The sequence below is a fragment of the Thiohalocapsa marina genome, assembly GCF_008632335.1.
GTDB classification, from domain to species: domain Bacteria; phylum Pseudomonadota; class Gammaproteobacteria; order Chromatiales; family Chromatiaceae; genus Thiohalocapsa; species Thiohalocapsa marina.
In genome coordinates this window covers 1-18,663 of record NZ_VWXX01000049.1, presented here as the reverse complement: position 1 = coordinate 18,663, position 18,663 = coordinate 1, and the positions used below count along the sequence as shown (strand labels likewise).

The window sequence follows — 18,663 nt, the reverse complement described above, 5'->3', positions numbered from 1 at the left end:
GGAACCGCACCATGACCCATGTTTCACGGGCACATCCGGCAACGGTGCGGTTCGTACCTCACCGCACCCTACGCGCTGACCCGTGAGGCTGAGAGCATGCAGCTGTTTTAACGGCAGTTCGATGTGCGAGCTATCGGGGGCGCGAGGGATTGTTGCGCCGCCCGGCCGTGTTTGAACAGTGCTAAAAAGGGGACCCCGCGAGCTCCGCCGGGTCCCGGGACGCCTGCAACCGTTTACCCTAAATGGAGCAGTCAGCCTCCAGCCGCCAGCGCCGCCCAATCAAGCGCTTGGCCGATTGTTTCACGGATCGGGCGATCACCCGATGGGTGAAAGGCAACCGGCCGGAAATCGGCCGTGAAGCAAGGCTTTCAGCTGATGGCTGGCTGCTCTTTCTCGGTTTACTTCTCCTTCGGCTCCGAAGGCGTTATCGCGACCGGCTCTTCAGTGGACGGCAACCGCACATAGGGCAGTGGCAGTCCATAGTCGAAGTATGGCCACCCATACCGACGATAGAGGCGGCGCCAATAAAACTGATCCCGATAGGGGCGATACCAGCCGGAGTACGGCAGGCCATAGTACCCACCCCGATGCCAGCCCGGCCCCCACCAGCCAGGGCCGCCCCAGCCGCCCCAGCCCGTGCCGAAGCTGAAACCCCCACCGAAGAATCCGAAGAACGCCTGCGACTGTAGCGGGACCGCCAGAAGCAAGGTCCCAAGCAATGCGGCAGCAAGTACGTAACGCTTTTTCATCGTACACCTCCTGCGAAGACCCATGGTCCAATCTCCATCGGCGCCTTGTCCATCGGGCCCGTCACTGTTGAGCCGTGGCCTGGGTCGCGCCTATCGAGCTCCCTCCAGAATCATTGTCGAGGCTTGATGTCTGCTCCCCGTATACCAGTGACCGGACCCCAAGAACGGTGATGTAGCGGCCGGTCGGAGACTCTTGGCAGTCTTAATATTAGTACATCCTGAAAAACTTATTCTCTAGGACTGGCTCGCGAGGCGTCTGAACATGACCATCGTGATGTCATCAGATTGATCGGCATCTGCGGCGTGCTCGCGGATGTCGGCAAGCAGTGCGTGCAGGCAGCGCTCGCAGCCCAGATCGTTACAGCCCTGCATCTGGGACGCCAGGCGCCCCGTGCCGTACAGAGCACCGCTTGGGTCCATGGCTTCGGTGACGCCATCGGTATAGAGCAGTAGCGCCTCGCCGGGCTGGAGTATGAGGTGGCCGGTGCTGTAGGTCATGTCTGGCAGAGGGCCCAGTGCAGTGCCACAGGGCTTGTCGATCCAGCCAATCTCGCCGTCAGTTTGCAGCCGCAGCGGCGGGTTGTGGCCTGCGTTGGCATAGTCGACATGCCCGTCGGCGAGGCGGATGACGGCGCAAAAGAGGGTCGCGAACATGCACGCATCATTGCCGTCGGCCAGCTCATCATTCACGCGCTGCAGGACGCGTCCGGGATCGGCATCGACCTTGAACTCGGAGCGCAGGAAGCTGCGCGTCACGGCCATGAACAGTGCCGCCGGCACGCCCTTACCCGAGACGTCAGCGATCGCCAGCACCAGCCGGTCGGCGTCGAGCTGAAAGAAGTCGTAGAAGTCGCCGCCGACCTCACGCGCTGGCTCCATGATGGCGTACAGGTCCATGTCCGGACGATCGGGGAAGGGCGGAAAGGTCTTGGGCACCAGGTCCATCTGGATGTCGTGGGCGATGCGCAGCTCGCCGTTGATACGCTCGCGCGCGGCCGTGGTCTCGGCCAGGTCGGAGATGTAGCGCTTAAGATTGTCGCGCATGGTGCCGAAGGCGGTGGTGAGCTGTGCCACCTCATCGTCGCCTTGGGGGGTTGGCAGGGCCGTGTCCAGGTTGCCGGACGACAGCTGCGGTGCCGCCGCGCTCAGGGCGCTGATGGGCCTGGTAATGGATCGGGCCACGAGCCAGACCGAGATGACGAGCAGTAGCAATCCGCCGAGACCGGTCATCGCCTCAACCTTGGTGAGCTCAAGGATCTCCTTGTTGAGCGCGGCCTTCGACACGAGCGTGCCCACGGTCCAATCCGCGGTGTCGAGGGGATGCCAGGCGAGCCAGCTCGGGTCGTTAGTCGCCCAACTGATCCACGAGAGCAAGCCTGGCTCGCCCGAGACCATGGCTTGACCGACGCCACGCAGCCCTGCGTCGTTGCGCGCCTCGGCGATGCTGAAGACCGACTCGTTGAAGGCGATGTCCGGGCGGGGATGCGAGATGTAGGTACCGTTCTTGCTCAAGAGCACGCCATAGCCAGCCTCGCCCAGCGGCAGCTCGGCCATGATGCTGTCCAGCCAGCCGAGCTCGATGTCGCAGGTGACGACGCCGGCGAACAGCGGTCCGTCTGCCGTGGGGATGAGGATGGGCGCTGAATAGGTCACCATCTTCACGCCCGTGTTCTCGATGTAGGGCTCGCTCCAGTTGGCGCGCCCGAGGTAGTGCGGCAGGGCGAACCAGTCCTGGCCGAGGTAGCCGGCGTCGCCATCGCCAAGGTCTTGATGGCCCAGTCGATCACCGTCGCGGTAGACATAGGGCGAAAGGACGGTCCAATCCGCCGGGCGCAGCGCTGGCAGCACTGCGACGGCGGTGCCGTAAACCTCAGGATTGGCGCGCAACAGTGCCTCCTGCAGTGCCCGTACGCGCGACTCTGGTAAATCGAGTGCCTGCATGCCGAGGGTGAGTGCCATGCCTTCGATGATGCCCTGCAAGGGTCCGAGCCGGGCATCGATCTGGTCGGCCGAGCCCGCGGCCAGAAAGCGAGCGCGGTCTTGCGCCTCGGCGGACAGGCGCTCGCGGAAGTTGAAGTAGTTCCAGAGCACGATGGCGCAAAGGATCAGTCCGGCGACGCCGGCGGTCCAAAGGAGCATTCGATTGCGCAGGCGCGATCTTGGCGTGCAGGGTGTCTGGCTGGCGGTTGCGCCGGCGGTCATATCGGTAGGACTGCGATCTTGGCTCACTGTGTTCTCGCGTCCAGCGGCGTAAAGGTGGAGAAGTCCGGTGCCAGCCCAATCAGTCCGGCGGCCACGAGTGTGTCGACCGTTTGAGTGTAGACGGTGGGGTTGAGGGCGCCGGGCGGTTCGGGGGCATTGCCGGTACCCAGTATCGACGCCAGTATGTGCTCAAGCATCCAGCGTTCATGCGGACGATTGGCCGGGATGCCGGCTGCCGCGGCCTCTGCCAGCACGACGTCGAGGGTCTCTTCCGGATGCGCGCGGGCATACTCCCAGCCCGCCAGCGTCGCCCGGCGCATGGCTCGGGCGAGCTCACCATGTCGGTCGAGCCAGTCGGACGTGGTGTAGAGGCCGTCTTCAGGAAAGCCGAGACCATAGTCGCGCATCAGGAAACCGGTGAGGCGTTCGTCGTCGACACCGGCCTGCCAGATACGGTGGTACTCGTTGTATTGCATCGCCGCACAGGCCGCCACGCCCCGCTTTAGAAATAGATTCACCGAGTAATACTGTGGAATGACGACCGGCTCGACGTCGTAGGCCGCGAAGAAGACGTCGAAGCTGGCCGAGAAGGCGCCCTGCCAATGGCTCAGCATCTGGCCGTCTAGGTCTTCAGGGCCTTGGATACCTAAGTCCTTCCAGGCCAGCAGCATGAGGTTGGAATGCTGCACCAGTTGCGCGATCTGGACGAGATCCATGGCCTCGGCCTGGCTCGTTGCGGGTGGTGCCGCGGCCACGATCGCATCGGCGAGAAAGGCGGTCGCGACATCGGCATCATCGCCATGCAGCAGATCCAGCGATGATCGCTCGGCATTGGCATGGATTAGCTCGACCCGCAGGCCCGCATCGGCGTAGAGCCCCTTGCGTTGCGCCATGTAGATGCCGGCGAACTGACTCTGCGGACTCCACTGTAGCGCTAGGCGGAGGACATCCGGTGGCCGGGCGGCCAGGGGGCCGGAATGCGCCTCAGTCTGGACCTGCGCTGCTGACAAGGGTCCTAGGGCCAGCATAAAGATGACACCGGGGGACGGCGTGCGCTTCGGGATCTCCGTCCAGGAGGCCGACAAGGGTCTCAACAATCTCGCGCGCGTCGTGGGCAAGCTCAAGGAGATTCAGGGGCTTGACGTTGCCTTCGGCGTGTTTCCGTTGGCGCCCCGCAAGACCGTTGTCGTCGGCAGGGGCAATCCGCGCCTATTCGACGTGGGTGCCCTCGTGCGCCAGTTCGGCGGTGGCGGACACCCCGGTGCGGGGTCGGCCATTGTCAAGGCCCCGGCAGAGGAGGTGTCAGGGCAGCTTCGCGGGCTGATCGAGCGAGCCGAGGGGGCCTATGCGCGGGTGCGCGACCTCATGTCCGCGGTGCGCGTGGCACTCTCGCCACAGGACCGGCTTGGTGCGGCGGCGGATCTAATGCAGCAGGCGCGACGTAGCGGATTGCTCGTGCTCGACGAGGAGGGACGGCTGCTGGGGAGCTTCGGCGAGGATCAGTTGGCCAAGGTCAAGGAGGCGGTCACCTGGGACCATCCGGTCAGTGCCCTGATGCGCCGTCAGCCCGCCTCGATCGCGCCCGAACAGACCGCGCGGGAGGCCCTGCGGCTGATGAGCGCGGCAGACGTGGGGGTGCTCCCTGTTGTTGCCGATGGGCGCGTCGTCGGCGAGGTGACCCGTGCGGAGATCATCCTTAGCCTGTACGACTTCTGAATAGAAGCTGGCTCAGGGGAGCCTGAGCCGACCTCGATAGCGGCTAACGCTCCAGGTGTGTCAGCACACTGCGGGGCTGCGGACCGGTACGCACGCGAGCGCTGTCGATGGTCTACGGAGAGGAAATCCAACCTAGATTAGAGTCACGCGATCGCCAAGCTTGATGCGCCCGCCTTCGCGCACGCGCAGGCAATGGCCCGCATGCCGGCCCAGTGCCTTGGCGGTCCCGGCGCCGGCGACACGGTCGAGATAACCGCAGGGTGGGCGCACCCGATGCCACTCGAACAGGGCCTCGCCAATGCGCAGGCTGACACCACGCAGATCGAGTCCTGCCAGACCGGACACCACCAGATTGCGCCGATGCTGCCCCGCGCTCAGCGACAGACCATGACGGCGCTCCGCGCGCCGCAGATCCTCGGCATAGATCAGCGTCACCTGACACCCGTCGGTGAGCCGCCAAAAGCCGCGGCCCAGTGCATAGCGATCCTCCGCCAGCCCCCTGTCGACGATGGCCAGCGCCTCATCACACGGCCGCATCAGTGCCCCGGCGGCTGCCGAGATGAAGATCGCCGACAGCTCGCCTTCCCGCTGCTGTCGACTGAGCCTGCCAATGCGTCGTCCAAGCCATTCGAGCAAGGGTCGATGGCGCCATGCGTTCATGTCGATTTTGTCACCTCCTTGCATTCGAGCATCAGCTTCGGCGCAGTCCCGCGCAAGAATGAGCTTAAGCCTGTCAAATTAGGATGTTACTTGGCAACCCAGAGATTCGGCGCTGACACTGTAGGGGACCGATGATCAAGGCCGACGTCTCATCCAACCACACAGCTTTTCCAGGTCTAAGCTTATGGTTACTCGCTGAGTTCGCGAGGGACAGCCGTGTCTCACGATAAAACGATGAGGAGACGCAGATGAACCGTTACATGTCGACAGTTATCCCTACCGTCCTGCTGATGGCCGTTTCGGTGGCCTCTGGCGAGGAGATCCAATGCCGGATCACGGGCGAGACACTGGACGCAGTGGTCCCGGTGGCGACCTTCGCCGGCGGCATCATCGGAAACTACGACCCGGGCAGCGGTTTACCAACAGGCAAGCGCCAGCATCGTCCTGTGACGATCACAAAAAAGCTCGATGCACTGTCGCCTCTCTTGTTCCAGGCGGCGGTCAGCAATCAGACACTCACGAGCATGGAGTGCTCATTCCACAGAGTGCTCCACAAGCGTTCCCAAGAGCTCTATTTCAGGATCACACTGACACAACCACGCATCGTCGATCTCGCTTTGAACGGCGATACATCACAGGAAGGCGCCCCGCAGGAAACGTTGCAATTCGTCTACTACAAGATCGCGCTGGAAGACGTGCTCAGTGGAATAGTTACAGAAGACCTCTGGGAGTCGCCAGTAGACTGAACTGCAGCGACTAAGACCGCTCACTGGCGCGGGCTTCAGGAGGAACGCACCGCGCCTGAATCTCTTCACGCTAGCCGGCACAGGCGCATTCAACGCGCGAAGTCCCACCTCTCCGGCGCGGTCTCGGCCACCGGCGCGAGGGCGCAGGCCTGTGGCACTTCGGTGAAGCCAAAGGCAGTGCGATCAGGACCGTATCATGCGCGTATCCAGAGCGAGCGATGGCAGGCGGCGCTGCGCCCCAGGCCTAAGCAGCATGGCGCATGGTGCGGGCCACACCACCCTCCGCAACCAGGGCCTGGGCCGGTCATGCAACCGGCCCGCAGCATGTCTCTACTCGGCGTCGAATATCTGATAGGTGACCGTGCTTGCCGAGGCATCGGCACGGTAACCCTCGCCATCCAGGAGCGTCCAGGTCGCCGGCTCCGGACCCTCCTGCAAATCATCCTCGATGACATTGGAGAGCATGACTGCCGCATCGGCGCCGGCCGCAATGGACAGCCGCAGGCCCTCGATGGTGCCATCGGCGCGCCTGAGGACCTCGACTTGCTCCAACCCCTTCCCGCCAGCGACGTTGTAGTCGATGTCGCCGTGGGCCGGATCGCTGTCCTCGGTGAGCTCGATCAGCACGCTCAGGCCACCGGCGGGGGCGGGCTCGCTGAGCTTGAGCTCCCAAACCAACTGTCCGCCTTCCGGGACATCCAGGGTCTGCGAGCTGAGGCTGACGACGAGGGCATCCTGGGCGCTAGCCGTGGTGGCCGCGAGCAGGGCCAGTGTTGCAGTGAGGGTTTGGTACGTCTTCATGGCACAACCTCCGACAGAACAGGGGACGGTGCCAGAAAGTCTAGACCAGCGCTCAGCGGTTGTGAAAATCGAGACCCGGTCGCGGATACGCGCTGTACAGTGGTGTGGCGAAGGCATTGTCATGCGCTTAACCAGGGCCGTGGGGTGTGGTGGTGCAGCGCGCTCTTACTCACTCCGCATAGATCATCGTCCGTGTCATACCCCCGTCGACGACCAGGTTCTGGCCGGTGATGAACCCGGCCTGTGCGCTGGCGAGGAAACGCACCGCCGCGACGATGTCGGCCGGCTCGCCGACGCGCCCGACGGCGTGCTGGGCCTGATCGAGCGGGCGGTGCGCTGGGGTGCGCCGCTGCGCGGACTTCTGCAGCGGTCCCGTCTCGATCCAGCCTGGGCTGACGGCATTGACGCGGATCTCCGGCCCGAGACTGATGGCCAGGGCATGGGTGAAGGCGAGCAGACCGCCCTTGGCCGCGGCATAGGCCTCACACTGGGGCTCCGACTGCAGGGCGCGCGTCGAGGCGATGTTGACGATGGCGCCGCGGCGCGCGCGCAGCCCGGGGATGGCCGCGCGGGTGCAGAGAAAGGCGCCGGTGAGGTGACTGTCCAGCCAACGCCGCCAGGCCGTGAGCGTGAGGTCCTCCAGTGGCCCGCTCACGGGGTCGGCAATCCCAGCGTTGTTGACCAGCAGATCCAGCCCGGCGGGCTGCCCCGCCTGCCATGCCGCAAGCGCGTCGAAGGCCGCGCAGACCGTCGCCTCCTCGCCCACGTCTGCCTCCAGCGCGAGCAGCGCAGGGCTCGCCAGCTCGGCCGTCAGCTCGGCGAGGGCCTCGGCATCGCGATCGAGCACCACCACCCGCCAGCCCTCGGCCAGGAACGCCTGCGCCAGGGCGCGCCCGATGCCTTGCGCGCCGCCGGTGATCAGGGCGAGTGGGTATGGCGCCTGTCTCTGCGTCATCGTCAACAAGCCTCCTCGAAGCGATAGCACCCGCGCCGGTCACGCGGCACGGCCAGCGGCCGGCTTTCCGACCCGAGCGAGCGGCAGGGTATGCTTACGTCCCGCCGCTTTGCAGACCGGCCAACAGAGTATCTGCGCCAGCGCCAGCAGGCTTCCCAGAGGATGCTTCGTGCAACGGACGGCCCCGTCGCACGCCTGGGTCTTGCGTGGGGGCATGGCGCGCGCCTTCGTTCGTTGTGATTCCAATCGAGACCGCAGGACATCCAGCGTAAAGCTCTCTGAGATGATCATCGAGTTTGCCGGCGACTTCATCGACTCGGGCGCGTCGCTGGAGCAACGGCAAAGCCGGCTGAATGCCGCCTGCGCGGCCTGGAACATCGCCAATCTCCCCAAGCATGAGCGCCGCAAGGCACTGCAACGCGTCCTTGAGCCGTATCGGGTGGCGAACCCGGGCGTGCAGGACGTCGGCGTTCTGCGCCGGGACATGGAGTCGCTGATCAAACAGAAGATACACCGCTTCGGGCCGGTGAAAAAGCCCATCGTGCATGCCGAGATCCGCGACGACGGCGAGCAGTACAGCATCCTTGCCGTGTCCTTGCGCACGGGAGGGGAGGGGCGATGACCGACGCACTCTGCAGCGCCTGCGGCGCAGGGGTCGAGTCCTATACAGTCAGGCGCCGCTGCGGCCTGGCCGGTCGGTGAAGATCGTCGAAGCCATCCCCGGCGTGCTTCGATGATCAGCCTCGCCGGACGCGACATCCTGCACAGCTGGGGCAAGTATGTCTTCACTCAGGTCCGCATCCGTCGCCATCTCTACCGGGTGGTCGGGCTCACCCGCCGCAACGTCTCCTCGGGCGGTGACCCCATGGTCTTCATCCCGCTCAAGGATGCCCAGGAGGCGCAATTCCTCAAGGACAACGACGCCATCATCCAGCAACGCCGTCGGACCGCTGAAAATCCGCTCTTCAACCGTCCCGGCCAGCCCGAGGTGCTCGAGGCCGCGCTCGCTGCCCAGACCCAGAGCACCTCTGTCAACGCGGTCCTGGTGCGTCTGGACGCGGGCGCCGACCCAGACCGCGTCGCCGCGGACATCCGCCGTTGGAAGAGGCTTGGCGTCTATACCCGTGCAGAGATGAACGAGATCCTCCAGGCCAAGCTCATTGCCACCTCTGCACGGCAGATCTTTATGTTCAGCGTTACGGGCGCGGGGAGACGGCAGTGGATGCACTGAAGGGCGCGGACATCGCGGTCGCGGCGGGCGAGGTGGTTGGCCTGGTCGGTCCCTCGGGCTCGGGCAAGAGCACCTTGCTCAAGTGCCTGGGCGCCGTGACCGAGCCCAGCGGCGGGCGCATGACCCTGGGCGGGCGCGTCATCTATGACGAGGGCTGGCGCATCCCCGACCTGCGCGTGCTGCGGCGGGACCGCATCGGGTTCGTGTTCCAGGCGCCCCATCTGATTCCATTTCTGAATGTGACGGACAACGTGGCGCTGTTGCCGATGCTGGCCGGGCACGCCAACGCCGATGCCCGCGCGCGGGCGCGCGAGCTGCTCGAAGCCCTGGACGTTGGGCATCGCGCCCAGGCCATGCCGAGCCAGCTCTCCGGTGGTGAGCAACAACGCGTGGCCATCGCGCGCGCCCTCGTGAGTCGGCCGCCGGTGATCCTGGCCGACGAGCCCACCGCGCCGCTCGACAGCGAGCGCGCCCTCGGCGCCATCGGCATCCTCAACCGCATGGCCAGGGAGTATCGGACCGCGGTGATCGTGGTGACACACGACGAGAAGATCATTCCAACCTTTGAACGGATCTATCACATCCGCGACGGGCGCATCCATGAGGAGCTCGGCGAAGGGCACATGTCTACCTGAGTCCTTGAGCGCTCCAAGGCATTGAGCCATGTACAGCGCTCAGACACTGCCCGATAGCGTACTGCGGCAGCTCATCGCGGTGGCAAAACGGGCTGCGGCACAGGCCTATTGCCCCTATAGCCGGTTTCCGGTCAGCGCCGCGGTCTTAAGCGCCGAGGGCGACATCCATACCGGCTGCAATGTGGAGAACACCTGCCCCGGCCTGAGCCTCTGCGCCCTGCCGCTGCGGCCGAGCCGCCGCCCATGCCGTCCGCTGCGGGCTCTACCTGGGCGCGGACTCCGACACCTGAGCGCGGCGAGCGTTGCGACCGCACCCATTGCAGCGCGCATGCCGCGGCCCGCGCCCCGCCCGGGATGCGTCAGCAGACCTCCGCCTTGACTCAGCCTGTAGCCACAGAAGCCGATGTCTGTAGTGTGTCAGCATTTGTCAGCTAACGTGCTGCAGGCGCATCTAGACTACCGTCCGATCTCGTCAGGCGCTGGCGCGCATGGCCTGCGACCGTCCACGCCTGGGGGAGTGTCGATGCCGCCGAGCGCTGGCCGCCGGTGTCGCGCCTGCCCTCTGCATCCGGGCGCGACCGCAAGCGCATCGGCCGGAGGTGCCGTGAATCGGCGCGGCCGAGGTCATGCGTACAAGTCAGACCGTGGTCGCCATGCACAACGGGAGGCAGTGAGATGATGGCATTCATGGCAGCGTTGATGGCAAGCTATGCGCTCTTGCGCACGCTCCACCCCCTGGCCGCGCGCTTCGGTCTGCTCGACCACCCCACCGAGCGGCGCAAGCAGCATCGCCAGCCCACGCCCTTGGTCGGTGGGATCGCCATCTTCCTCGCGCTCTTGCTCGCACTGCTGCTGACGGTTCAGATCGATCATCGGCTCGCGTTTGGGCTCGGCGGTGCGGCGGTGCTGGTGGTGGTCGGGGGGCTCGACGACCGCCACGGGCTTGGCTGGAAGCCGCGCATGCTCGCGCAAGTGGTCGCGGCCTTGCTGCTGACGCTCGGCGCCGGGGTGCAGCTGACCTCGCTTGGCGATCTCTTCGGCCTCGGGCCGCTTGCGCTCGGCGTCTTCGCCGTTCCCTTCACCGTCTTCGCGACGGTTGGGCTGATCAACGCCTTCAATATGATTGACGGCATCGACGGTCTGGCCGGCGGCGTGGCGCTGATCGCCCTCCTGGCGCTACTGCCGCTGTCGTCCGGGACGGGGACCGAGGTCGTGCTCCTGCCCGCCATCGCGGCCATCGTCCCCTATCTGCTGTGCAATCTCGGACTGTTCGGCTGCAGGCGTTACAAGCTCTTCCTGGGCGATGCCGGAAGTCTGCTCCTGGGCTACCTGGTGACCTGGATGCTGATTGGCGCGGTCCAGGCACCGATTGGCTCGGTCCAGGCACCGAGCGCCCTCGAGCCGGCAGCGGCGATCTGGCTCATCGCCATCCCGCTCCTGGATGCACTTGGGGTCATTGCAAAGCGGCTGCTGAAACGTCGCTCGCCCTTCGGGGCCGACCGTGGGCATTTGCATCATCAGCTCTCCCGCGTCTTCGGCAGCACCCAACGCGCTCTCGTGGTGCTCTTGTCGGCCGCGGCGCTCTTTGCCGGCATCGGACTGGTAGGGCAGGCCTTGGGGGTGGCCCCCGCAGTGCTGCTCGGGATGGCGCTCGGCATCTTTCTGGTCCACCTCGCTGCCCAGCCCTTGGCCCCCCGGGCGTATCGTCGGCTTATGCGGCGTCGCCGCGCAGCGTGCTCGCCGATGGCCGTGCAACAGCCAGAGCCGGTGCTGCAGTGAGGCCGGTTTCCCCCAAGCCGTCCCGGCCACCCCACGTCCGGGTCCAGGGGACTGCCCCCACTCCCTGCGGTGATCCCGACCACCGCCAGCGGAGCCCCGCGGCGCAAGGGGGCGCTCTTTCCTTATCCGCTCCGGCACCTGAACGGGGCGCGCCGCCGACGGTTGCAGCAGACCTGCACGACGCCCCGTCCCCAGAGACCCTGTGCGAGCCGCGCTGGTATCTCGTTCAGACGCGTCCGCGGCAAGCTGAGCGCGCCGAGTGGAATCTTGGCCAGCAAGGTTATCAGGTCTTCCATCCGCGTCTGCGGGTCGAGCGCCTGCGTCGCGGACGTCGTTGCCAGGTCGAAGCCTCGCTGTTTCCAAACTATCTGTTCGTGCGGCTGCAACGCTGGGTCGACAACTGGTACCCCTTGCGCTCTACGCGTGGCGTTGCGCGTCTGGTCAGCTTCGGCGCAGAGCCTGCCCCCGTCCCCGACGCGCTGATCGAGCAACTGCGCTGCCGGATCGGCCAGATCCCAAGCCCACCGGCGCTGTGCCCGGGCGAGGCGGTCGTGATCGAGGACGGACCTTTTCGTGGCCTGGACGCGATCTTCCAGGCCTATGACGGTGAGCAGCGCGTGCTGTTACTGATCGAGCTGTTGCGGCGTCAGGTCAGGGTCAAGCTCCCTTTGGGGGACATCCGGCGCGTCGCCTGATGCGCACGTGCCGGGCAGCCAGATCCTGAAGCGACAGCCCCGTGCCGGCGCGCAGTCTGCCGTCACTGTCCCGCCCTGTGCCTCGATCATGCGCCGGGTCAGCGGCAACCCCATCCCCATACCCGGCTGATCGCCCGCATTGCGCCCGCGAAACCGCGGCTCGAAGAGTGCCGCTAGCTCGTCCGGCGCAAGCCCGTCGCCATCATCGGCGACCTCGATGCAGATCGGATCGCTCCCACGCCGACCCGCGTGCCAGGCGTGCAGCAGCACCCGGCTCCCCGGTGGGGTGTATTTCACGGCATTGTCCGTCAGGTTCCGCAGGGCCAGCCCCGTCAGCTGAGGATCGCAGTCCACCTGCCGGGGCAGGTCGTCCAGGCGCAACCGGATGTCATGACCTGCGGACAACAGGCGTGCCGCCGCGGCGGCATCCTCGAGCAGGGCGCGCAGGTCGCAAGGCACCCGCTGCGCTGCCTCGTGGATCAACGAAAACCGCTCATCGGCCAATGCACCGTCGAGCAGCGTGCTCAATCGCTGCGTGGCCTGGAGGATCTTCTCGTAGCGGGTGCGGGTCTGGGCGTCGGCCTCCTCGGCGTCGAAGACGAGGTTTTGCGCCGTCAAGTCGATCACGGAGACGGGCGTGCGAAGCTCGTGCGAGACCGTCTGCAGGAATAACCGCTGCTCTTCGCGCGCCCGTTCTTCTCGAGCCAGCGCGAGCTCCGCGCGTTCTAAGGCCTGCGTTAATTGCCGTGTGCGATCCCGCACCTTTTGCTCTAGCTCGGTATTGAGCGCGTGCAGCTGCGCCATGGCCTCGCGCTCGGCAGTGACGTCTTGGAAGGTGCCGACCAGGCCTTTGCTCAGATCCTCAGGGTCGATCGGAGCCGTCGATAGACGGATCCAACAGCGGCTCTTGTCTTTGCGGGTCAGTTCGACCTCTTCGATATAGCCACCCTCCTGCTCGATGCCGCGTCGGAAGCGCGTGCCAACGGCCTCGAAAGCGCTGCTGTCGGCATACAGGCAGCGCGTGCTGCGGCCGATCAACTCGCCCGGCGCGTAGCCAAACAACTGCTCGAAGGTGCGGTTGCAGCGCTGGATGATGCGCTTTTTGGCAAAGGCGATGCCGACCGTGGCGGCGTCCAGCGTGGCCCGCTGCTCGGCATTGGCGCTCTGCAGGCGAAGCTCGCTCGCGCGAACCCGGGCATCGGCGTCCCGCAGACGCTCACTGAGGGCGAGGGCGAGGAAGAGGAACTGAAGCGTCGAGCCGATGACGATGCTGTTGGTCGTGACCAGAGTGACGGGCAAGCCATCGGGCAGACGCACCAGGTGGTGAACGAGTCCACCGAGGAAGGGAAAGGTCCAGGCCAGCACGAAGAAGCGGGCGGGCCGAAAGCCCTGCTGCCAGGCCAGCAGGCCCGTCAGCAGATAGCCGAGCAGGAGTCCGGCGTTGAGGATGACGAAGGCGTTGCTCGCCAGTGCGATCAGGGTCGTCGAGATGCTCGGCACCGGCGCTGCCAACACCAGCGCAAGGGCAGGCACCTGCACCGCCAGGGTCAAAGCGATGAGCCCCCAATGACAACGCGGCATCTGACGCCGGGTCTGGAGATAGCGGGTGACGAAGGCCGTCGCCGGGAGATGCGCCAAGGCCGGCAGCAGGATGTCGAATGGCGGGTTCCAGCCTGGTCGCTCAGGCCAAAGCCACTGAAAGCCGAAGCCACTCAGGAAGCCGAGGCTCCAGAGGCCGAACGCGGCCAAATACAGGCTGTAGTAGACGAAGGTCCAGTCGCGCGAGGTATAGAAAAAGATCAAGTGATAGACGAAGAGCGCCAGCAGCAGGCCGTAATACGCACCCCAGACCAAGTTGTCGGCTTGAAGATGTCGCTCGAACGCCGCGTGCGTCCAAAGTTGAATCGGCTGCGGTGCGTAGATGCCATCTTCACTCGCGAGGCGGATCAGCACCTGACGCGATTGACCTCCGGCCAGGACCAGCAGCACGGCTGGGGCGCGCGTGTTGAGCGGGCGCTGAGCGAACGGGCGTTGGTCGCCGGTCTCGTAGCGCGCCAGTATTCCCGTATCACCAATAAGCGCGAAGTCGACGTGATCGAGGCGCGGGAGACCGACCGTCAGCACCAGGTCCTGCGGCTGCTGGCTGCTGTTGTGCAGTGCCAGACGCACCCACCAGGCCGCGCTCGAATGCCCGAAACGCAGCACGGACTCGGGATGCGTCTGCCAGCGCTCCTGCGGCAACGCCAGGACGGCCTCTGGCCCAAGTTCCCCAGAGCTATCCGCGAAGACCTCAGCAAGATCACCAAGTGCGATCACGTCCTCGATCACCGCGGTATCGATCGACACCTCAGCCGACGACGACAGGGGCCAAACCAGCACGCACAGCCAGAGCAGCAGAGAGCAGTTCGGCCAGCGCTGCCTGCGCCGACCCACACTGGCCTGAGCGAAAAAGGGCGAGCGTCGGCTCAGGCCGTCGCGGACGGGGCGGATCCAGCGACGCAAGAGCTTCCGTATCCGTTGCATTGCAGACATTCGTTGGTGGTCAGGCTTGGTCAGCTAAAAACGCCAGTGGTCTTGTTACCATTCTGCCGTCGGACTCAATATCGAGTCCACCAAACCCAGATCGGATGACACCTGATGAGCAGGATCACATTGCTCGAGGATGAGCCGACGCTGTGCGATGAGATGGCGGCCTTTCTGCGCAAGCGTGGACATGCGGTGCAGCAGGCCTGGCGCCTGGCAGATTTCTGGCCGCTGATGGCGCAGACGGGGATCGCGATCATCGACGTCATGCTGCCGGACGGCAGCGGCTTCGAGGCGGTGCAGCAGCTGCGGGCGCTGTCGCCACGCGCCGGCATCATCGTCCTCACCGCGCGCGGCAGTCTTGACGACAAGCTGACCGGGCTCGGCGGCGGCGCCGATCATTACCTGCTCAAGCCCATCAAGCTGTTGGAGCTTGCGGCCGTGATCGACTCGCTTGCCCGCCGCCTGGGTGAGGGGTGGCGGCTCGATGCCCAGCGCCATGAGCTGGCGAGCCCCAGCGGCAGCGTCATCGCGCTGTCCGCTGCCGAGCTGGTCTTTCTGCGCACGCTCGCACGCGCGCGGGGCGCATCTGTCAGTCGTCGGTCGCTTATCGAGGCGCTCGGCCATGACTGGCTGACCTACGATGAGCGGCGACTCGAGCAGCTTGTCAGTCGCTTACGTCGTCGCTGCGAGGAGGGCGTTGATCAGCCGCTGCCCGTGAAGACCGAGCGCGGGAAGGGGTATAGCCTGACCGAGAGCATGCAAGCGGTCTAACCGGTCAGGGGCAAGGACCCAATGCCCAATGCCTGCCTCGCGGTCATCAGCCCTCCTTGGCATCCGGTGCAGCCTGAGGCCCACGCGTAGCTGAGCCATCGTGGCGAGCCCGGGCGCTGTTGGCCGGCCATCGATGTGCATGGGCTCACACAGAGGTGCGGATCCGCAGCCAGGCCCTTGCCGAGGACGTCCTTCAGCAGTGACAGGGCGTGGTACGATAGCCCACAAAACCTATCAGCCTCTGTCAGGAAATGTCAGTTTTCCCAAGAATGGCTTCCGTTTTGCTGTTTTCTGGTAATTGACATGTGTCTCGCCGCGGAAGTGCCCGGATGGCTGCGTTGCAGTGCTCGTAGACATCGCTGCCGCTGCGCGATTGCCGGGTCGCGTAGCCGTGACTGGACCGACCTTCATCGGGGATACGCTGCGATCCACCTCAGACCCAAGGGGTGGCGGCGGGTAAACTGATCGGTGAGCAGGGTTCTCGAGCGACGAAGAGGGCAGGCATTTGGAGGCATTGACAATCGACTTGGCCGAGAGCGAACGCCCCGAGCAGGCGCTGCGCGAGCTCGCCGCCAACTTTCAGACCTTCTTCGAGACCGTCGGCGACATCATCCTGGTGGTCGCCCCCGCGGGCCACATCCTGTATGCCAACCAGGCCTGCCAGCGCATCCTTGGCTACAGCCGCGCCGAGCTGAGCCAGCTGCAGGTGCTCGATCTGCATCCCCCGGAGGTGCGCGCCGAGGCCCGAGACATCTTTGCCGCCATGCTGCGCGGCGAGCGTCAGCTCTGTCCGCTGCCCCTGATCGCCAAGGACGGCGCCCTCGTGCCCGTGGAGACCCGTGTCTGGCCGGGCCGCTGGAACGGCACCGACTGCATCTACTCCCTCATCAAGAACCTGAGCGCCGAGCAAGAGGCGAAGCAGCGCTTCGAGCGGCTGTTCCATCACAACCCGGCCCCGATGGCCCTGACCAGCCTGCCCGAACGACGTTTTGCGGATGTCAACCAGGCCTTCCTGGAGCGGCTCGGCTATCGCCGCGAAGAGGTCCTCGGTCAGCGTGCCGCGGACCTCGACCTCTTTCCCGACCGGGCCAGGCAGCAGCGCCTGGTGCAGCAGCTCATCGCAGGCGAGCGCATCAGCAACGAAGAGCTCAAGGTCCGCTGCAAGGATGGGGCGCTCCTCGACGGCCTCTTCTCCGGCGAGCTGATCCGCAGCCAGGGCCGCGCCTACCTGCTGACCGTGATGCTCGACATCACCGAGCGCACGCGCGCGGAGCAGAAGCTGCGCGACAGCGAGCAGCGCTATCGTGCCTTGAGCGCCGATCTCGAGCGCCAGGTGCAGGCGCGCACCGCCGAGATCCGCGCCGCGAGCGCGGCGCTTCAGGCCAGCGAAGAGCAGTACCGCATGCTCTTCAACAGCGCCGCAGACCCCATCTTCATCATCGATCTGCAGGGCCGCTTCCTCGCGGTCAATGACCAGGCCTGCCGGCACTACGGCTGGTCGCATGCCGATTTCCTTGCCCGCCACCTCCGCGATCTCGATACCCCCGAGGACAGCATCAACGCCCCGGCGCGCATCGCCCAGCTCGCGCAGCAGGGCCAAGCCCAGTTCCAGGCCGAGCATCGCGACGCCCACGGGCGCCGCTTTCCCGTGGATGCGCGTGCCACCAAGATCCACTATGGCGGTGTGCCCGCCATGCTTGCCATCTGCCGCGACATCAGCGAGCAGATCAAGGCCCAGGAGCGCATCGCGTTCCTGGCCTATCACGACCCCCTGACCGGTCTGCCGAACCGGGTCCTGGGACGCGACCAGCTGGCGCAGGCGTTGGTGGCCGCCGCCGACCGCCAGCGTGGCCTGGCGGTGCTGCTGCTCGACCTGGACAGGTTCAGGCACGTCAACGACGCGCACGGACAGGCCATCGGCGATGCCCTGCTGCAGGCGGTGGCCGAGCGTCTGCGCCGACAGTTGCCCAGTCCAGGGCACCTCTCGCGCCTGGCCGGCGACGAGTTCCTGATCGTCCTGCCGGACCTCGCTCCGGCGCAGGCCGAGGCCGAGGCGATAGGGGTCTGTGAGCGACTGCTGCAGGCCCTCTCCGCCCCCTTCGACCTCGCAGGCCGGTCCCTCAGCGCCACGGCCTCGCTCGGCGTCGCCCTCTACCCGCAGCACGGTGCCGACGCCGAGGCGCTGCTGCTCAATGCCAGCATCGCCCTGCGTGAGGCCGAGCGCAGCGGCCGGAACCGGTTCCGTTGCTTCGAGGCGCAGATGAATGCCGCGCTGATGCGCTTCGTGCAGACCCGCGAGGCGCTCGCCCTGGCCCTGCAACAACAGGCCTTCGAGCTGCATTACCAACCGCAGCTCGATCTGCGCACCGGCGCGGTCATCGGCGTCGAGGCCCTGCTGCGCTGGCAACGGCCCGGGGTGGGGCTGGTCCTGCCCGATGCGTTCATCGATGTCGCCGAAGACAGCGGCCTGATCGAGCCCATCGGCGCCTGGGTGCTCGAGCAGGCCTGCCGTCAGGCCGCCGCCTGGCGGGCCGCGGGCTGGCCGAGCCTGGTCATGTCCGTCAACCTCTCGGCGGTGCAGTTTCAGCACGGCCAGCTGGTCGAGACCGTCGCGGCGGCGCTCGCCAACAGCGGCCTCGCGCCGCAGGGCCTGGAACTGGAGCTCACCGAATCCATCGTGCTGCAAGAGGACGCTGCGCTGCGCGAGACACTGGCGCAGTGGAAATGCCAGGGCATCGGACTGGCCATCGACGATTTTGGCACTGGCTATGCGAGCTTCGCCTATCTGAAGCGCTTTCACATCGACAGGCTCAAGATCGACCGCTCCTTTGTCAGCGATCTACAGAGCGATGACGGCAGCCGGGCCATCGTGGCGGCCATCATCCAGATGGCACGCAGCCTGGGTCTGCGCATCATCGCCGAAGGGGTAGAGACGCTTGCCATCGCAGCGCAGCTGCAGGGCATGGGTTGCGACGCGGTGCAGGGCTACCTCTATGCCCGGCCCATGCCGGCGCCCGAGCTGGAGCGCTGGCTGCAGGCACGCGACAACACGGCTCAGGCCTGATCACGGATAGGGAATCCACGCCACACTGAGCGTCCAGGTTAGCCTGAGGAAGGAGGTTAGGAACGCGCCCAAAACAAGGTGAACACTGTAGGGCGGATAAGCGAAGCGCATCCGCCGTTGTGGCCTGTGGCGG

General features: G+C 65.8%; 16 protein-coding genes. 9 read left to right on the top strand and 7 right to left on the bottom strand.

All coding sequences use genetic code 11. From position 1 onward, the window contains the following. Nucleotides 1-398 precede the first annotated feature (398 nt). The 3 genes from F2Q65_RS18115 to F2Q65_RS18105 all read right to left on the bottom strand — a co-directional run bounded on the left by F2Q65_RS18115 (nt 399) and on the right by F2Q65_RS18105 (nt 3,979). Nucleotides 399-749, bottom strand: a complete 351-nt coding sequence (locus F2Q65_RS18115; protein ID WP_150094811.1) for a hypothetical protein — start codon at nt 747-749, stop codon at nt 399-401. Nucleotides 750-983: 234 nt separating this feature from the next. After that, a complete protein-coding gene (locus F2Q65_RS18110; RefSeq protein WP_246156357.1) occupies nt 984-2,888 on the bottom strand; it encodes a SpoIIE family protein phosphatase in 1,905 nt (634 codons plus the stop codon). Nucleotides 2,889-2,974: 86 nt separating this feature from the next. Then, nucleotides 2,975-3,979, bottom strand: coding sequence for an ABC transporter substrate-binding protein (locus tag F2Q65_RS18105; protein ID WP_150094809.1), 1,005 nt, complete (start codon nt 3,977-3,979; stop codon nt 2,975-2,977). 4 nt (nt 3,980-3,983) lie between these two features. On the opposite strand from F2Q65_RS18105, the gene F2Q65_RS18100 reads away from it, so the two are divergent. Continuing rightward, the gene (locus F2Q65_RS18100; protein WP_150094808.1) at nt 3,984-4,667 is read left to right on the top strand and encodes a CBS domain-containing protein; all 684 of its coding nucleotides are present in this window, start codon (nt 3,984-3,986) and stop codon (nt 4,665-4,667) included. A 132-nt stretch (nt 4,668-4,799) separates the two neighbouring features. Here the strand turns inward: F2Q65_RS18100 and F2Q65_RS18095 are convergent, their stop codons facing one another. Continuing rightward, nucleotides 4,800-5,327, bottom strand: a complete 528-nt coding sequence (locus F2Q65_RS18095; RefSeq protein WP_150094807.1) for an MOSC domain-containing protein — start codon at nt 5,325-5,327, stop codon at nt 4,800-4,802. Between the two features lie 248 nt (nt 5,328-5,575). Between F2Q65_RS18095 and tssD the strand changes: the two genes are divergently transcribed. Then, the gene (gene tssD / locus F2Q65_RS18090; protein WP_150094806.1) at nt 5,576-6,073 is read left to right on the top strand and encodes a type VI secretion system tube protein TssD; all 498 of its coding nucleotides are present in this window, start codon (nt 5,576-5,578) and stop codon (nt 6,071-6,073) included. A 330-nt stretch (nt 6,074-6,403) separates the two neighbouring features. On the opposite strand, the gene F2Q65_RS18085 is transcribed toward tssD, so the two are convergent. Then, entirely contained in the window at nt 6,404-6,874 is a 471-nt protein-coding gene (locus F2Q65_RS18085; protein WP_150094805.1) for a hypothetical protein, read from the bottom strand. A gap of 169 nt (nt 6,875-7,043) precedes the next feature. Next, nucleotides 7,044-7,829 (bottom strand): SDR family oxidoreductase, encoded by a 786-nt coding sequence (locus F2Q65_RS18080; protein WP_150094804.1) that lies wholly within the window; start codon nt 7,827-7,829, stop codon nt 7,044-7,046. Between the two features lie 214 nt (nt 7,830-8,043). Between F2Q65_RS18080 and F2Q65_RS18075 the strand changes: the two genes are divergently transcribed. From F2Q65_RS18075 to rfaH, 5 genes are all read left to right on the top strand, one after another. After that, nucleotides 8,044-8,451 carry a hypothetical protein gene (locus F2Q65_RS18075; RefSeq protein ID WP_150094803.1) on the top strand — a complete coding sequence of 136 codons (408 nt, stop codon included), beginning with the start codon at nt 8,044-8,046 and terminating at the stop codon, nt 8,449-8,451. A 111-nt stretch (nt 8,452-8,562) separates the two neighbouring features. Further along, nucleotides 8,563-9,060, top strand: a complete 498-nt coding sequence (locus tag F2Q65_RS20100; protein ID WP_246156356.1) for an ABC transporter permease — start codon at nt 8,563-8,565, stop codon at nt 9,058-9,060. Next, nucleotides 9,048-9,695, top strand: coding sequence for an ABC transporter ATP-binding protein (locus tag F2Q65_RS18065; RefSeq protein ID WP_246156355.1), 648 nt, complete (start codon nt 9,048-9,050; stop codon nt 9,693-9,695). Before F2Q65_RS20100 ends, F2Q65_RS18065 begins: the two co-directional genes overlap by 13 nt. A gap of 675 nt (nt 9,696-10,370) precedes the next feature. Then, nucleotides 10,371-11,474: an undecaprenyl-phosphate alpha-N-acetylglucosaminyl 1-phosphate transferase gene (locus F2Q65_RS18055; protein ID WP_246156354.1), complete on the top strand. Its 1,104-nt coding sequence runs from the start codon at nt 10,371-10,373 to the stop codon at nt 11,472-11,474. Further along, nucleotides 11,471-12,169, top strand: a complete 699-nt coding sequence (gene rfaH / locus F2Q65_RS18050) for a transcription/translation regulatory transformer protein RfaH (RefSeq protein ID WP_246156353.1) — start codon at nt 11,471-11,473, stop codon at nt 12,167-12,169. The genes F2Q65_RS18055 and rfaH overlap by 4 nt, the downstream gene beginning before the upstream one ends. Here rfaH and F2Q65_RS18045 read toward each other — a convergent pair. Next, the gene (locus F2Q65_RS18045; protein ID WP_170265808.1) at nt 12,098-14,692 is read right to left on the bottom strand and encodes a 7TM diverse intracellular signaling domain-containing protein; all 2,595 of its coding nucleotides are present in this window, start codon (nt 14,690-14,692) and stop codon (nt 12,098-12,100) included. The two genes, rfaH and F2Q65_RS18045, sit on opposite strands and share 72 nt — an antisense overlap. 114 nt (nt 14,693-14,806) lie before the next feature. Between F2Q65_RS18045 and F2Q65_RS18040 the strand changes: the two genes are divergently transcribed. Next, the gene (locus F2Q65_RS18040) at nt 14,807-15,466 is read left to right on the top strand and encodes a response regulator transcription factor (RefSeq protein ID WP_150094799.1); all 660 of its coding nucleotides are present in this window, start codon (nt 14,807-14,809) and stop codon (nt 15,464-15,466) included. A gap of 514 nt (nt 15,467-15,980) precedes the next feature. Next, nucleotides 15,981-18,530, top strand: coding sequence for a sensor domain-containing protein (locus F2Q65_RS18035; protein ID WP_170265807.1), 2,550 nt, complete (start codon nt 15,981-15,983; stop codon nt 18,528-18,530). Nucleotides 18,531-18,663: the final 133 nt, after the last annotated feature.

Excerpts from the sequence above, each read along its gene's own strand:
- F2Q65_RS18085 (WP_150094805.1), bottom strand. The coding sequence starts at position 6,874 with ATGAAGACGTACCAAACCCTCACTGCAACACTGGCCCTGCTCGCGGCC.
- F2Q65_RS18105 (WP_150094809.1), bottom strand. The coding sequence starts at position 3,979 with ATGCTGGCCCTAGGACCCTTGTCAGCAGCGCAGGTCCAGACTGAGGCG.
- F2Q65_RS18075 (WP_150094803.1), top strand. The coding sequence starts at position 8,044 with ATGGCGCGCGCCTTCGTTCGTTGTGATTCCAATCGAGACCGCAGGACA.
- F2Q65_RS18040 (WP_150094799.1), top strand. The coding sequence starts at position 14,807 with ATGAGCAGGATCACATTGCTCGAGGATGAGCCGACGCTGTGCGATGAG.
- F2Q65_RS18055 (WP_246156354.1), top strand. The coding sequence starts at position 10,371 with ATGATGGCATTCATGGCAGCGTTGATGGCAAGCTATGCGCTCTTGCGC.
- F2Q65_RS18080 (WP_150094804.1), bottom strand. The coding sequence starts at position 7,829 with ATGACGCAGAGACAGGCGCCATACCCACTCGCCCTGATCACCGGCGGC.
- F2Q65_RS18100 (WP_150094808.1), top strand. The coding sequence starts at position 3,984 with ATGACACCGGGGGACGGCGTGCGCTTCGGGATCTCCGTCCAGGAGGCC.
- F2Q65_RS18115 (WP_150094811.1), bottom strand. The coding sequence starts at position 749 with ATGAAAAAGCGTTACGTACTTGCTGCCGCATTGCTTGGGACCTTGCTT.
- F2Q65_RS20100 (WP_246156356.1), top strand. The coding sequence starts at position 8,563 with ATGATCAGCCTCGCCGGACGCGACATCCTGCACAGCTGGGGCAAGTAT.
- F2Q65_RS18095 (WP_150094807.1), bottom strand. The coding sequence starts at position 5,327 with ATGAACGCATGGCGCCATCGACCCTTGCTCGAATGGCTTGGACGACGC.
- tssD (WP_150094806.1), top strand. The coding sequence starts at position 5,576 with ATGAACCGTTACATGTCGACAGTTATCCCTACCGTCCTGCTGATGGCC.
- F2Q65_RS18045 (WP_170265808.1), bottom strand. The coding sequence starts at position 14,692 with ATGCAACGGATACGGAAGCTCTTGCGTCGCTGGATCCGCCCCGTCCGC.
- F2Q65_RS18110 (WP_246156357.1), bottom strand. The coding sequence starts at position 2,888 with ATGCTCCTTTGGACCGCCGGCGTCGCCGGACTGATCCTTTGCGCCATC.